This window comes from Microbispora sp. KK1-11, assembly GCF_006874435.1.
In the GTDB taxonomy this organism is placed as follows: Bacteria; Actinomycetota; Actinomycetes; order Streptosporangiales; family Streptosporangiaceae; genus Microbispora; species Microbispora catharanthi.
Genome location: NZ_VIRJ01000049.1, coordinates 24165 through 37834 on the forward strand (window position 1 = coordinate 24165; position 13670 = coordinate 37834).

Genomic DNA, 13670 nt, shown 5'->3' on the forward strand with positions numbered 1-13670 from the left:
CGCCGGTCAGGCCGAGGGGTGCGCGAGGAACGCGCGGATGGCGGCGTCGGTGACGATCTCGTACGTCTTGCCGTCGGGCAGATGCCCGGCACGTTCCAGGCTGAGCGCGCCCTGAGCCGCGGCCCACAGCGCGTCGGCGATCTTCCTGGGCTGGGTCGGCACGAGGTGACCGGCGGAGATGCAGTCGGCGATCACCCGGTCGACGATGTTGAGCGCGGCCCTCGCGAGCGTGCGGGCCCGCTCGCTCGGCACGAAGCCGGGGATGGCCCGCTCGAACATGAGGCTGTAGTAGCCGGGTTCGGCCAGCGCCGCCTCCCGGTAGGCGGGACCGAGCAGGCTCAGGTGCTCAAGAGGGTCGTTGCGCTGCGGCACGGCCTCCAGCCTGCGCCGAAACCGCTCGAAGCCCTCCAGGTAGAGCGCCTCGGCGAGGCCTTCCTTGCTGCCGAACATCGTGTAGATGACCTGGGTGGAGCAGCCGGCCTCGGCGGCGATCCTGCGTACGGTGAGGCTCTCCGGCCCGGCCTTGGCGAGCAGGTCGTTGGCGACGTCGAGGAGACGGGTGCGCAGCTCGTCGTAGTTGCTGCGATGGCCGCGTGCGTAGGCACCCTGAAGACCGAGCGGCGCCGGCGTACCCATCAGCGACGAGCCCTTCTCATATTGGGGGTCCCGCGACAGACCCGGATGATGACTTAACCATGCCGCTCGGCTTTCAAACCGCAGTGAAACAGAAAACATCATGAAATTGCCGCGCATCTGTGACATCTGAGAAGTTGTCCATGATGGCGCGGCGGGGGACGGTGATTGGCCCGTCCGGAGTAGCGACCGGCTCCCAGCAGGTGGCATAGCGTGAAGACATGGACGTAGGCCGCACTTCCGAACCCCGCCCCTTCTGGCTCGCCGGGCGCCCCGCGACGGGAGACGCCGAGCAGGCCGTGACCAATTCGCACGACGGCCGTGTCGTCGGCGTCCACTCGGTGCCGACCCCCGAGCAGGTCGAGCAGGCCGTGGCCGCCGCGGACGCCGTGCGCAAGCAGGCCGCCGCGCTGCCCATCCACGTACGCGCCGAGGCGCTGGCCCACGTGGCCCGGCGGCTGACCGAGCGCGCCGAGGAGATCGCCCGCCTGATCAGCGAGGAGAACGGCAAGCCGATCTTCTGGGCGCGCGGCGAGGTGGGCCGCGCGATCTCGACGTTCCGCTTCGGCGCCGAGGAGGCCCGCCGCTTCAGCGGCGAGGTGCAGCGGCTCGACACCGAGCCCGCCGCGCAGGGACGGCTCGCCTACGTCTCGCGCGTGCCGTACGGCCCGGTGCTGGCGATCACGCCGTTCAACTTCCCGCTCAACCTGGTGGCCCACAAGGTCGCTCCCGCCATCGCCGTGGGCGCGCCCATCGTGGTCAAGCCCGCGCCCGCCACCCCGCTGTCGGCGCTCGTCCTCGGCGAGATCCTGGCCGAGACCGACCTGCCGGAGGGCATGTTCTCCGTGCTGCCGGTGCCCAACGACCGTGCGTCGTCCCTCGTGGAGGACCCGCGGCTGCCGGTCGTCTCCTTCACCGGCTCGGGCCCGGTCGGCTACTCGATCATGGACAGGGTGCCGCGCAAGCACGTCACGCTGGAACTCGGCGGCAACGCCGCCGCGGTCGTGCTGGCCGACGCCGACCTTGAGTGGGCCGCGAGCCGCGTGGCGCTGTTCTCCAACTACCAGGCCGGCCAGAGCTGCATCGCGGTGCAGCGGGTGATCGTGGAGGACGCGGTCGCCGACGCGTTCACCGACAAGCTCGTCGCCGCCGTCGGCGCGCTCGTGACGGGCGACCCCTCGGACGACAAGACGCAGGTCGGCCCCCTCGTCAGCGAGGACGCCGCGATTCGCGTCGAGAGCTGGGTCAACGAGGCCGTCTCGGCCGGGGCGCGCCTGCTGGCGGGCGGCACCAGGGACGGCGCGACCGTCGCCCCCACCGTGCTGGCCGACGTGCCCGCCGGCGCCAAGGTGGCCTGCGAGGAGGTCTTCGGGCCCGTCATGATCGTGCAGCGGGTCGCCTCGGTCGACGAGGCGTTCGCCGCGGTCAACGACTCCCGCTACGGCCTGCAGGCCGGGGTCTTCACCCGCAGCCTGGACGTCGCCTTCCGGGCCAACCGCGAACTCGAGGTCGGCGGCGTCGTCATCGGCGACGTGCCGTCCTACCGGGCCGACCAGATGCCGTACGGCGGGGTCAAGGAGTCGGGCGTGGGCCGCGAGGGGCTGCGTTCGGCGATGGAGGACTTCACCTACGAGAAGGTCATGGTCCTCACCGGCCTCACGCTGTAGAACCCTCACGCTGTAGAACCAGGCGTCGGAAGGGGCCCGGGGGACCACCGTCCCCCGGGCCCCTCGCCTTGAGAGAGGAGCCGTCAGAGGAGACTCAGCGCCTTGGCGAGGCCGGGGTCGCGGCCCTTGGCCAGATCGAGGGCCGTCATGGGGGCGTAGTGGTCGACCGGGACGCCGACGGTGTCGATGAGCTCCCGGGCGGGGCCGAGGTGCCGGACCTTGGGCAGCAGCAGCACGCTGTTGTCGTCGAGCAGGTACGCCTCGGCCGGCCCGGAGACGGCCCCCGCGGTCCGGGTCCCGACGAGGGCGCCCAGGCCGTTGTCCTTCACTGCCCCGCTGAAGTCCTCGCAGGCCGAGGCGCACGCGCGGTCGGTGAGCACGACCAGGCGCAGCCCGAGCAGCGGGACCGAGTCGTCGGTGCGGTTGGCCGTGCAGTCACCCTTCAGCGGGCAGAAGTAGCTCGTGACCTTGCCGTGCGCGAACGCGCCGAGCAGCCGCGTCACCTCGCGCGGCGACCCGCCGCCGTTGCCGCGCACGTCGATGACCGCGGCCTTCGTGGTGTCCTTCAGCTTGGCGATGACCTGGTCCGCCGCGCCCTGGAAGAACCCGGGCACCTTGACGTAGGTGACGCCGCCGGGGAGCGTCTTCGACGTCACCGCCCGCTCCTGCTCTTCGAGGGGACCCTCCGTGAGCTTCACGGTCCGGACGCGTCCCGTCGTGGGCCGCTTCAGGGTGAGCCGTACGGTGCCGGAGGCGAACGCGTCGATGAGGCTCTGGTTCACCTTGTCCCCGATGAACGCCGGTATGCCGTCGACCTTCTCGATGATGTCGCCGGGCCGGATGCCGGCCGTGTCCGCCGGGCTGCCGGGCAGGACGCGGGTGATGAACAGGGGCGGCCGGGCGGCCGGGTCCAATCGTGGGCCCTGCGCGGCCGACAGACCGGCGATGCCCGTCCCCACCGGCCCGTCCTCCGACGGGGGAGTGATCTTCTCCACCCGGGCGTGGTCGTCGTGGAGCCCCGCGACCATGCCGGTGATCGCGGCGTGCAGCGCCGCCGGGCCGCCGGTGCCGATCATGTCGGCGAACGCGGCCCAGTCGGCGTCGCGGTTCCCCGTCAGCTCCGGCAGGCGAAGGCCGGCCTTGTCGGCCCCGCGCCGCATCAGCTCCTGGGTGTACGCGGCGAGGGCGTCCCGCAGGAGGACCTTCGAGTCCAGCACGGGCCCGCTGTAGTAGTTGTCCAGCACGCACTCGTACGCCTGCCGGAGCGTGTTCACCGACGTCGGCGGCGCGGACTCGGGCGGCGGCGCGGTTATCCGGGCACACGCGCCGTCCGTGGCGGCCCGCGCGGCAGGGGCCGGGAGGGAAGCGGACAGGGTGCCGGCGGTCAGCAGGACGGCGGCGCAGACAGTTCTGATCATGCCGGTCAGCGTGGCCGCCGACGGGTTGCACGGCCGTGAACGACACCGTTAACGCCGCTGTTACCCCGCCTGCGGTACGAACGGGGCATGCGGGTTCTCGTGGCCGAAGACGAGCGCGATCTGGCCGACCTCGTCGCGATGGGACTGCGCCGCCAGGCCATGGCCGTCGACGTCGTGTACGACGGCGCGGCCGCGGCCGAGCGGCTGGCGGTCAGCGACTACGACGTCCTCGTGCTGGACCGCGACCTGCCCGGGCTGCACGGCGACCTCGTGTGCCGCGAGCTGGTGGCGCGCGGGAGTCGCACGCGGATCCTGATGATGACGGCGGCGTCGTCGGTGCCGGAGCGGGTCGCCGGCCTCGGCATGGGAGCCGACGACTACCTGCCCAAGCCCTTCGACTTCACCGAACTGGTCGCGCGGGTGCGGGCGCTGGGGCGGCGCAGCCGGGACCAGGTGCCTCCGGTGCTGGCCCGGCACGGGATCGTGCTCGACACGCACCGGCTCCAGGCGTCCAGAGATGGCCGGCACCTGCATCTGTCGCTCAAGGAGTTCGCCGTCCTGGAGGTGCTGATGCGGGCGGAGGGCGCCGTGGTGAGCGCCGAGCGGCTCCTGGAGGAGGCGTGGGACGAGAACGCCGACCCCTTCACGACCGTGGTGCGGGTCGTGGTCAGCCGCCTGCGCGCGAAGCTGGGCGACCCGCCGTGCATCCAGACGGTCCCCGGTGCCGGGTACCTGCTGTGACGACGGTCCGCGTACGGCTCACGCTGATCTACTCGGGGCTCTTCCTGCTCACCTCCGTCGTGCTGCTGGTCATCGTCAACACGCTGTTGCGCACGGCGCTGCACTCGCGGATCGAGCGCTTTTCCCCGAGTCCTATGGGAGAGGCCCCGGCGGCCCCGGCCGCCCCGCTCCCCGGATCGCAGGTGGAGCGGCTCCCGCCGCTGTCCGAGCTGGCGCGGGACGTGATCCACTATCAGTGGGACGTGAGCGCGCTGGCGATCGGGGTCCTGACCCTGGTGTCGGTGGTCGTCGGATGGGTGATCGCGGGACGGATCCTGCGGCCTCTCCACCGGATCACCGCCACCGCGCAGCGGCTGTCCCTGTCCACCCTGCACGAGCGGATCGCCCTCGGCGGGCCGCGGGACGAGCTGAAGGAACTGGCGGACACGTTCGACGCCATGCTCGACCGGCTGGAGCGCTCCGTCGAGGGGCAGCGCCGGTTCATCGCGAACGCGTCCCACGAACTGCGGACCCCGCTGGCCGTGCAGCGGACCGCGATCGAGATCGGCCTGCCAGAGGACGTCGGGGAGATCCGCGACAAGCTCCTGCTCCACAACCACCGCATCGAGGGCCTCATCGACGCCCTGCTGGTCCTCTCCCAGGCCGAGCACGGCCTGGAGAGGCGCAGCCCGGTGGCCCTGGACGAGGTCGTACGGCTGGTCCTGGCGGAGGCGGACCGCGGCGAGGTGACCGTCACGGCGCGGATCGAGCCGTTCACCGTCCACGGCGACCCGGTCCTGCTCAACCGGCTCGTCACCAACCTCGTCGACAACGCCGTGCGCTACAACCACCCCGGCGGCGCCGTCGAGGTGACGCTCGCCGGGGGCGTGCTGACGGTCCGCAACACCGGTCCCGAGGTGCCGGCGGAACGCTTCGGCGACCTCTTCGCGCCCTTCCGGCGCCTGCACACGACGCGAGGGCAGGGCGCGGGGCTCGGGCTGTCGATCGTCGCCTCGATCGCGACGGCGCACGGGGCCGCCGTGGGGGCGCGCCCGAATCCCGGTGGCGGCATCGAGGTCGCCGTGACGTTCCCGGCGGTCGTCCCATAAGCCGTCCCATGAACAAGGGGTGTGGTCAGCGGCGGGGGCGCAGGCCGTCGAAGAGGACGTCGAGCGTGCGACGGCGCAGTCCGTCGCTCCACTGGTCGCGTTCGGCCGCCAGGCACGCCCCGGACAGCAGGGCCAGCAGTTCGGGCATCCGGAGGTCGGGCCGCACCGCGCCCGCCTCCTGCGCGGCCGTGAGCAGCCGCCCGATCGCCTGCCGCATGTCGCGGCTGACGTCGGCCGTCCCGGCCTTGGGGTCGACGCCGGCCCCGGCGAGCAGGTCGGCGGCCGTCTTCTTCTGGGCCGCGTCCACCACGATCCGCTCCAGGAACGTGAAGAAGGCCGTGCCCGGATCCGGCGACGGCCTGTCCGCCTCCGCCAGGAGCCGTCGCGTGCGGTCGACGATCACCGCGTGGTAGAGCGCCTCCTGGGTGGGGAAGTGCCGGTAGATCGTGCCGAGCCCCACCCCTGCCTCCCGGGCGACCGCGCGCACCGACGCGGACATCCCGTCGCGGGCCAGCACGGCCTCGGCCGCCTCCAGGATGCGCTCCCGGTTGCGCTGCGCGTCGGCGCGCAGGGGCCTGGCTTCGCCGGTCATCGTCCTCCTCGTCGCGTTGACAGCCGGAACACGTGTTCCGTATCGTTCCCGACCAACCGGAACAGGTGTTCCTGATACTACGGGAGGACGCGTGATGGAGTACGCCACGCTCGGCCGTTCGGGACTGCGGGTCTCCACGGCGTGCCTCGGCACGATGAACTTCGGCGCCCCCGGCAGCTGCGACGAGACGGAGGCCGCCCGCATCGTGGACGCCTTCCTGGAGGCGGGCGGGAACGTCGTCGACACCGCCGACGCCTACAACGGCGGCGAGGCGGAGCGGATCGTCGGGCGGGCCGTGCGGGGCAGGCGGGACGCGGTGGTGCTCGCCACCAAGGCGTTCCTGCCGCAGGGGCCCGGCCCCAACGACCGCGGGCTGTCCCGGGCCCACCTCACCAGGGCGCTGGAGGGCAGCCTGCGCCGGCTCGGGACCGACCACGTCGACCTCTACCAGTGCCACCAGTGGGACGACTCGACTCCGATCGAGGAGACCATGGCGACCCTGGACGGATTCGTACGGTCGGGCAAGGTGCGCTACATCGGCTGCTCGAACTTCACCGCCGCCCAGATCGTGGAGGCCCAGTGGGCCGCGCAGCGGGCGGGCGGGACGCCGTTCGTCAGCCTCCAGCCGCAGTACTCGCTGGTGGCCAGGAGTATCGAGGCGGAGATCCTGCCCGTCTGCCGGCGGCACGGGCTCGGCACGCTCGTCTGGTCGCCCCTCGGTGGCGGCGTGCTCACCGGCCGCTACCGCCGGGGCGAGACCCCCGGGGCCGACACCCGGCTGGGCCGGCTCATGGCGTCTCCCATGCCCCGGGCCCGTGCCTGGGCAGAGGGCTTCCTGAACGAGCCCAACCTCGCGATCGCCGGGCACGTCGCCGACGCCGCCGCGGGGCTCGGGGTCGCCCCGGCGGCCGTGGCGCTGGCCTGGGTGCGGCGCAGGCCGGAGGTGACCTCGGTCATCGTCGGCCCCCGCACGCTCGACCAGTTGCGCGGCAACCTCGCCGGGCTCGGGCTCGATCTGCCGCCCGATGTCGCCGTCCGTCTCGACGAGATCTCCCGTTGAGGGACGAACAGCGGTCACCGGGTGTACGACACCCGGCGCGGGGCAGCGGACGTCCGCGGACATGCTGGCCAAGTGAACGGGACGCCTGAGATGCCGGAAGTATCACCGCAGGTAGGGGAGCATCCCAACGGGGTCGAGCTGCTGCGCCATACGCCGGGGCTGAAGGTGCTGGACGACGATGACGACGATCCCGTCCTCGTACGCGCCGACGGTGGCCCGGTGGACACCTGGCGCGAGCACTACCCGTACGACCACCGCATCTCCCGGCAGGAGTACGACCGGGACAAGCGGCTGCTGCAGATCGAGCTGCTGAAGCTGCAGTACTGGCTGAAGGACACCGGCGGCCGCCTGGTCATCCTGTTCGAAGGGCGGGACGCGGCCGGCAAGGGCGGCACCATCAAGCGCTTCATGGAGCACCTCAACCCCCGCGGCGCGACCGTGGTGGCGCTGGAGAAGCCCAGCGAGCGCGAGCGCGGCCAGTGGTACTTCCAGCGGTACGTCGAGCACCTTCCGGCCGCGGGGGAGATCGTGCTGTTCGACCGGTCCTGGTACAACCGGGCCGGAGTCGAGCGGGTCATGGGCTTCTGCACTCCGGAGGAGTACATGGAGTTCATGTACCAGGCGCCGCTGTTCGAGCGGATGCTCGTGCGCGACGGCATCCGCCTGGTCAAGCTGTGGTTCTCGGTGTCGCGGGCCGAGCAGCGCACCCGGTTCGTCATCCGCCAGGTGGACCCCGTGCGGCAGTGGAAGCTGTCGCCGATGGACATCGCCTCGCTGGACCTGTGGGACGAGTACACCCGGGCCAAGGAGGACATGTTCCTCAACACCGACACCGAGGACGCCCCCTGGACGATCATCAAGAGCAACGACAAGAAGCGCGGCAGGCTGGAGGCGATGCGCTACGTCCTGTCCCTGTACGAGTACGACGACAAGGACGCCTCGGTCGTGGGCGAGCCCGACCCCCTGATCGTCCGGTCCGCCGCCGACATCGTGGACGAGGACAACGCCGAGCCGTTGTCGCCGTTCTGAACCCTCAGCCGGCTCGTCATGCCCGCTCGGCGGTGCGGAACAGGTCGTGTACGGCGGAGCCGAAGTAGGGGCCGTACATCGTGCGGTGGTCGTTGCTGTACTTGAAGCTGCTGACGGACGTCAGCGTGCCCCGGCCGGAGGCCGGGTCGAAGCCGCTGAGCCAGGGCCCGCCGCTGGCCCCCGCCGTGAGGTCGCAGCGCAGGCCCTGGTCGCGGGTCTGCCCCTGCGGGTCGCCGTGGGGGACGCCCGCGCAGTACAGCAGCCGCTCGCCGTCGTACGGAGGGTCGGCGGGGAACCCGAAACCGTAGGTCCGGCGGCTTCGGGGCGGGTCGAAGGCGATGGGCTGTCCGCCGACCAGGTCGGTCAGGTGCTGCCCGTCCAGGTCGTCCACGGCGACCATGCCCACGTCGTAGTCGTCGTTCCCGGATCGCGACCAGGGCCCGGCGACGAACATCCGCCGTGCGGGGAAGGCGCCGTACGGCTGCCGCCCTTCGTCGTATCCGGGGACGAAGGTCCAGTTCTCCGCCCAGTCCCCGGCGCCGTCCTTGACGCAGTGCCCCGCGGTGACGACCAGATCCCTGTTCGCGCTGCGTACGGCGCTGGCGGAGCAGGAGAAGTCCACCCCGTTCAGCGTGAGGAAGACCCTGCCGGTGGTCCTCGTCACCGAGCCGCCCGCCGCCCAGCGCGTGCCGCTCGTCGTCGCCGGGGGCATCGCCGCCGCCTGCCGTGTCCTGGCCGTCCTGCTCGCCCGGGTCGTCCTGGTCGTTGCGGTGGACCGGCGCGCCGCCTGGCCGGGGGCGAGTACCGCTCCGGCGACCGGCGGCAGGGCGGCCCTGGCGACGGACGGCAGCACCGACCCCGGGGGAACGGACGGCAGCACCGACCCCGGGGGAACGGACGGCAGCACCGACCCCGGGGGAACGGCCGGCGGCAGCACCGATTGGGCGCCCGGCCGGGCGGCCGTGATCCTTCGCAGGCCCCCCAGCAGCCCGATCGGGACCGCCCGCGCCATCCGCTGCGGTGTCCAGTAGGTCCCGGAGGCGTGCCCGGCCACGTGCTCCACGACGTCTCCCACCGGGGAGACCTCCCGGCCGGGGGCTCCCAGGAGTCCGGTGACGAGGGCGGTGACGGCAAGCAAGGGGAGGCTCGGAGTCATGGCTCCCGAGTGTGGACCACGAGAAGTGTTCTTGTGGTTACTTTCGGTGAATCAGGTGAGGGCCGCGTTCTGGGCCGTGTTGTAGACCGCTTCGGCCTCCGGGCCGAAGTAGGGGCCGAACATCCAGTAGGACGCGAAGTTGTACTTGAAGCTGTTCACCGAGTTGAGCATGCCGCCGCCGGTGCTCTCGCTGAAGTTGACGAACCACGGGCCGCCGCTGGCGCCGCCGGTCATGCCGCAGCTCAGCCCCTGGTCCTGCGAGCTGAGGTAGTCGTCGAACGTCCGCCCGCTGCAGTAGACCAGCCTCGACCCGTCGTACGGCCCGCCCGCGGGGTAGCCGAAGGCGTACGTCTGGCGCCCGCGCGGCTGGTTGAACGCGACGCCCTGGCCGCCGACGACGTCGGTGAGGCTCTTGCCGCCCTGCGGCGCGACGACGGCGGCGGCGACGTCGTAGTTCATGTTCTCGCCGGAGTTCCACTGCGCGGTGGTGAGCAGGGTGGTCGCCGGCCAGGTGCCGTTGGGCCTGTTGCCCTGGTCGTAGCCCGGGACGAAGACCCAGTTGGCGTGGAAGGCGCCGTTCAGCTTCACGCAGTGGCCCGCGGTGATGACCACGCTCCTGTTGGCGCTGGTGACGGCGGTGCCCGAGCAGGAGGCGTTCCTTCCGGCGTCCGATCCGGCCGTGACCGTGAAGAACACCCTCCCCGTGGTCTTCGCCACCGTTCCGCCCGCCGTCCAGGACGAGCCGGAGGTCCGCGAGGAGACGCGAGCCGTGGCGGCGGCCGTGCCGGTGGTGGCGGTCAGGGTCGCGGCGGTGGGGGCGACGGTCGCGGGCCGCGCCGCGGAGGCGTCGGCGGGCGCCGAGCCGGCCGAGCCCGTCGTGGAGCCCGTCGTGGAGCCGGTCGTGGAGCCGGTCGTGGAGCCGGCCGCCGCGAAGTGCCGGTCGCCGGTGCCGGGGGCGTCCAGCGGCTCCGCGGCCTCCATCCGCGCGACGGTCCAGAACTTCTTGACCGTGCGCAGCTCCGTCGCCGTGTCGGCCGCCTCGTGTACGGCGGGCCGGGGGCCGGCGGCGGCCGACCGCGTGGCGGTTCCCGTCACGGTCGCCGCGGCGCCGTGTGCGGCGGGGAGCATCACCCCCGCCGCGGCGAGGGCGGGGACCGCGAGAACGGCGAGACGTCGTGCCTTGGGGTGCATGCCTAGCTACCTCCGTGTCGGGATGCCTGAGGCGTGTCGGGATGTCCTGACGCGGGAAGGTAGCGACGCCTTCAACCGGATTTCTCGCAATCTGCCCATACGGTTATGGGCAGATCCGGGCATATATGTGCTGCTTTCTCCCCTGCATCTCTCTGCGCAGTGCGGCCCGCTTCGGCTCCGGCCGTCCCGCGTAGCGGCGCGTGCCGTTGCGGGCCCGCGGGCCGTCTCGGAGACAATGAGGGGATGAGCTCCCAATCCCTGCCGCAGCCCCGGTCTGTCGTCGTGCTGGGTTCGACCGGCTCCATCGGCACCCAGGCTCTCGACGTCGTCGCCAACGCCCCCGGACGGTTCCGCGTGACCGCGCTCGCCGCGGGTGGCGGCCGGGTCGACCTGCTGGCGAGGCAGGCGGCCGACTTCGGTGTCGAGGCGGTGGCGGTCGCCGACCCGGCGGCCGTGCCGGCGCTGCGCGAGGCGCTGTCGGCGGCGGGCGCGCGGGCGAGGGTGCTGGCGGGCCCGGAGGGGGTGGCGGAGGTCGCGGCGTCGCCCTGCGACATCGTGCTCAACGGCATCACCGGGGCCCTCGGACTGACCTCCACGCTCGCCGCGCTGGAGGCGGGCCGGGTGCTCGCGCTGGCCAACAAGGAGTCGCTGATCGTGGGTGGCCCACTGGTCAAGCGCCTGGCCGGGCCGGGGCAGATGATCCCCGTGGACTCCGAGCACTCCGCGCTCGCCCAGTGCCTGTGGGCGGCAGGTCCGGGCGGGGCCGACCCTGCGGCCGTACGGCGGCTGGTGGTGACGGCGAGCGGCGGGCCGTTCCGGGGCAGGAAGCGGGCCGAGCTGACGGACGTGACCCCGGAGATGGCGCTGAACCACCCGACCTGGAGCATGGGCCCGGTCATCACGGTGAACTCGGCGACGCTCGTCAACAAGGGCCTGGAGGTGATCGAGGCCCATCTGCTGTTCGACATCGGGTTCGACCGGATCGAAGTGGTGGTCCACCCGCAGTCGATCATCCACTCGATGGTGGAGTTCGCCGACGGCTCGACGATCGCGCAGGCGAGCCCGCCCGACATGCGGCTGCCGATCTCGCTCGCGCTGGCCTACCCCGACCGGGTGCCCGGCGCGGCCCGGGCGGTCGACTGGACCACCGCCCACACCTGGACCTTCGAGCCGCTCGACGACGAGGCGTTCCCGTCGGTCGCGCTGGCCCGTCACGTGGGCGCCCTGGGCGGCACGGCGCCGGCGGTCTACAACGCGGCGAACGAGGTGTGCGTGGAGGCGTTCCTGAAGGGCGCCCTGCCGTTCCTCGGCATCGTGGACACGGTGGAACGCGTGGTGGCCGCCCACACCCCCGGCCCGGCGGCGTCCGTCGAGGAGGTCCTCGCGGCGGACGCGTGGGCGAGGGCGCGGGCGGCCGAACTGACGAGCTAGGCGAGCCAGTGGCGCGACCCGGGTCAGGCGGGCCGCGCCACTGGCCGCGGGGTCAGGCCGCCGAGCAGGACAGCGTCGGGGTGCTGCCGCTCGACCCGTTGGCCAGGAAGCCGAACGTGGTCGATGCGCCGGCGCCCAGGCTGCCGTTGTAGCTCACGTTCTTCACGCTGACGTCGCTGCCGGATTGGCTGAGCGTGCCGTTCCAGACCTGCGTGATCGTGACGCCGCTCGGCTGGGTCCATCTGGCGGTCCAGCCGCCGATGGACGAGGAGCCGGCCTTGACCGTCACCTCACCCTGGAATCCGCCGCCCCACGAGCTGACGACCTTGTAGGTCGCCGAGCAGCCGCCGGGGCCGGCGGTCGGGCTCGCCGAGGGGCTGACCCTCGGGCTCGGCGAGGTGTTGGGGGAGGTGCCGGGGGACGGGGAGACGGGCGGGTTGGGGCTCGGGCTGGTGCTCGGGCCCGTGCCGACGCCGGTCACCTCGCCGTTGCCGCCGTCGAAGACGACGTCGGAGCAGCTGTAGAACGTCTCGTTGCTGTCCGAGCGCTGCCACACGGTGTAGATGATGTGGCGGCCGCTCTTACCCGACGGCAGGCGGGCGTTCCAGTAGTAGTGGCCGTCCTCGGTGCCCACCGAGCCGACGCTCGGCGGGTTGGTGACGCTGTCGAACGGGGTCGACTCCAGGTCGCTCCAGGCCAGCGGCCGGGTCGGGCTCCAGGAGTCCTTGGTGATGTACGACCGGAACGTGCCAGGGTGGGCCGCCCACATGTTGTACCTGTACTGGATGGTCGCCCCGGACGTCAGGTGGGTGACCGGCCAGTCGTCGCGGGCGAGGTCGAAACCGCTGAAGTCGTAGACGACGGCGCCGCCGCTGCACAGCTGCCCGTCCGGGATGAAGCCGGACATCCGGCCCGCGCCGTCCGAGCGGAGCACGGCGAACCAGTTGTACAGAGCGTTGGTCCCGCCCTTGGCGACCGCGGCCGCGCAGGCGGGGTTCTTCGGCTGGATGGCTCCGCTTGAGGTCGTGCCGTCCTTCCAGCACAGGTAGGTGCGGCTGCCGGGCATCATCGGCGCGCCGTGCGCGGACGCCGGGGAGGCGAGCACGACGGCGGAGACGAGGGCGGACAGCGCTGCGGCGATCAGCCCGATCGTCGCTTTCGACAGTTTTCTTCGTGGTCTACCCACGGGCTACCCTTTCGCGTGGTCATGGCTGCCGCACTCGTGGTGCAGCACGGCACCGCCGACGGCGCGAGCACGTCGGCCCGGGGGGACAGCCGTTTGACTTACCGACCAGGTGGTGCGTAGAGCGCTCTCGCGATTCGGACTCTAGGTCGGCCTCCGCCGCCTGCCCACCCGGGTGAGGGCCACCGCGCCCGTCCTCGCAGGTGGCGGCTCTTCCTTCAGCCGCGGGTCATGAAACCTTCATTCCTCGTGAAAAGGTTTCGGGCCGCCCGGCGTCGCGGCACTCCTTAGACTGGGAGAGCCCCCATCGGGCGTCGCCTATCACAACAAGGTGCAGAAATGTCTGTTGATCTCGGGATTCCCGCCGTACGGACCCAGCCGATCGCCAAGCGGCGGGTGTCACGTCAGATCATGGTCGGCTCGGTCCCCGTCGGCGGGGACGCGCCGGTCTCGGTGCAGTCCATGACCACCACGCTGACCG

The 13670-nt window shown here is 72.0% G+C and carries 12 protein-coding genes and 1 pseudogene; 7 read left to right on the forward strand and 6 right to left on the reverse strand.

Translation table 11 applies throughout. The features are described 5' to 3' along the window. Positions 1-6 precede the first annotated feature (6 nt). Positions 7-636, reverse strand: coding sequence for a TetR/AcrR family transcriptional regulator (locus FLW16_RS40515; protein ID WP_142566297.1), 630 nt, complete (start codon positions 634-636; stop codon positions 7-9). 218 nt (positions 637-854) lie between these two features. On the opposite strand from FLW16_RS40515, the gene FLW16_RS40520 reads away from it, so the two are divergent. Continuing rightward, entirely contained in the window at positions 855-2300 is a 1446-nt protein-coding gene (locus FLW16_RS40520; protein WP_142566298.1) for an aldehyde dehydrogenase family protein, read from the forward strand. 83 nt (positions 2301-2383) lie between these two features. On the opposite strand, the gene FLW16_RS40525 is transcribed toward FLW16_RS40520, so the two are convergent. Then, positions 2384-3718 (reverse strand): S41 family peptidase, encoded by a 1335-nt coding sequence (locus tag FLW16_RS40525; protein ID WP_142566299.1) that lies wholly within the window; start codon positions 3716-3718, stop codon positions 2384-2386. 87 nt (positions 3719-3805) lie between these two features. On the opposite strand from FLW16_RS40525, the gene FLW16_RS40530 reads away from it, so the two are divergent. Together FLW16_RS40530 and FLW16_RS40535 are read left to right on the forward strand one after the other, a co-directional pair. Continuing rightward, on the forward strand, positions 3806-4459 hold the full coding sequence (locus FLW16_RS40530; RefSeq protein WP_142566300.1) for a response regulator transcription factor: 654 nt from the start codon (positions 3806-3808) through the stop codon (positions 4457-4459). After that, the gene (locus tag FLW16_RS40535; RefSeq protein ID WP_142566301.1) at positions 4456-5547 is read left to right on the forward strand and encodes an ATP-binding protein; all 1092 of its coding nucleotides are present in this window, start codon (positions 4456-4458) and stop codon (positions 5545-5547) included. The genes FLW16_RS40530 and FLW16_RS40535 overlap by 4 nt, the downstream gene beginning before the upstream one ends. Positions 5548-5572: 25 nt before the next feature. Here the strand turns inward: FLW16_RS40535 and FLW16_RS40540 are convergent, their stop codons facing one another. Continuing rightward, entirely contained in the window at positions 5573-6139 is a 567-nt protein-coding gene (locus tag FLW16_RS40540) for a TetR/AcrR family transcriptional regulator (protein WP_142566302.1), read from the reverse strand. Positions 6140-6233: 94 nt separating this feature from the next. Here FLW16_RS40540 and FLW16_RS40545 point away from each other — a divergent pair, with 94 nt between their 5' ends. Further along, positions 6234-7199, forward strand: coding sequence for an aldo/keto reductase (locus FLW16_RS40545; protein WP_142566303.1), 966 nt, complete (start codon positions 6234-6236; stop codon positions 7197-7199). 72 nt (positions 7200-7271) lie between these two features. Further along, complete coding sequence (ppk2, locus tag FLW16_RS40550; protein ID WP_260616140.1) at positions 7272-8228, forward strand: polyphosphate kinase 2; 957 nt, start codon at positions 7272-7274, stop codon at positions 8226-8228. Positions 8229-8244: 16 nt separating this feature from the next. Here the strand turns inward: ppk2 and FLW16_RS45745 are convergent, their stop codons facing one another. Both FLW16_RS45745 and FLW16_RS44255 read right to left on the reverse strand, forming a co-directional pair. Next, positions 8245-9384: a serine protease gene (locus FLW16_RS45745; protein ID WP_260616141.1), complete on the reverse strand. Its 1140-nt coding sequence runs from the start codon at positions 9382-9384 to the stop codon at positions 8245-8247. A gap of 51 nt (positions 9385-9435) precedes the next feature. Continuing rightward, complete coding sequence (locus tag FLW16_RS44255; RefSeq protein ID WP_185949817.1) at positions 9436-10575, reverse strand: serine protease; 1140 nt, start codon at positions 10573-10575, stop codon at positions 9436-9438. 243 nt (positions 10576-10818) lie between these two features. Between FLW16_RS44255 and dxr the strand changes: the two genes are divergently transcribed. Beyond that, complete coding sequence (gene dxr / locus FLW16_RS40570) at positions 10819-12006, forward strand: 1-deoxy-D-xylulose-5-phosphate reductoisomerase (protein ID WP_142566305.1); 1188 nt, start codon at positions 10819-10821, stop codon at positions 12004-12006. A 52-nt stretch (positions 12007-12058) separates the two neighbouring features. On the opposite strand, the gene FLW16_RS40575 is transcribed toward dxr, so the two are convergent. After that, on the reverse strand, positions 12059-13192 hold the full coding sequence (locus tag FLW16_RS40575; protein WP_221891542.1) for a lytic polysaccharide monooxygenase: 1134 nt from the start codon (positions 13190-13192) through the stop codon (positions 12059-12061). A 336-nt stretch (positions 13193-13528) separates the two neighbouring features. Between FLW16_RS40575 and FLW16_RS40580 the strand changes: the two are divergent. Continuing rightward, a pseudogene (locus FLW16_RS40580) lies at positions 13529-13670 on the forward strand (4-hydroxy-3-methylbut-2-en-1-yl diphosphate synthase); the annotation flags it as partial.

What these genes read in the sequence shown, in the direction of transcription:
- FLW16_RS40515 (WP_142566297.1), bottom strand. Translation starts at nt 636, where the DNA reads ATGGGTACGCCGGCGCCGCTCGGTCTTCAGGGTGCCTACGCACGCGGC.
- FLW16_RS40520 (WP_142566298.1), top strand. Translation starts at nt 855, where the DNA reads ATGGACGTAGGCCGCACTTCCGAACCCCGCCCCTTCTGGCTCGCCGGG.
- FLW16_RS40525 (WP_142566299.1), bottom strand. Translation starts at nt 3,718, where the DNA reads ATGATCAGAACTGTCTGCGCCGCCGTCCTGCTGACCGCCGGCACCCTG.
- FLW16_RS40530 (WP_142566300.1), top strand. Translation starts at nt 3,806, where the DNA reads ATGCGGGTTCTCGTGGCCGAAGACGAGCGCGATCTGGCCGACCTCGTC.
- FLW16_RS40540 (WP_142566302.1), bottom strand. Translation starts at nt 6,139, where the DNA reads ATGACCGGCGAAGCCAGGCCCCTGCGCGCCGACGCGCAGCGCAACCGG.
- FLW16_RS40545 (WP_142566303.1), top strand. Translation starts at nt 6,234, where the DNA reads ATGGAGTACGCCACGCTCGGCCGTTCGGGACTGCGGGTCTCCACGGCG.
- FLW16_RS45745 (WP_260616141.1), bottom strand. Translation starts at nt 9,384, where the DNA reads ATGACTCCGAGCCTCCCCTTGCTTGCCGTCACCGCCCTCGTCACCGGA.
- FLW16_RS44255 (WP_185949817.1), bottom strand. Translation starts at nt 10,575, where the DNA reads ATGCACCCCAAGGCACGACGTCTCGCCGTTCTCGCGGTCCCCGCCCTC.
- dxr (WP_142566305.1), top strand. Translation starts at nt 10,819, where the DNA reads ATGAGCTCCCAATCCCTGCCGCAGCCCCGGTCTGTCGTCGTGCTGGGT.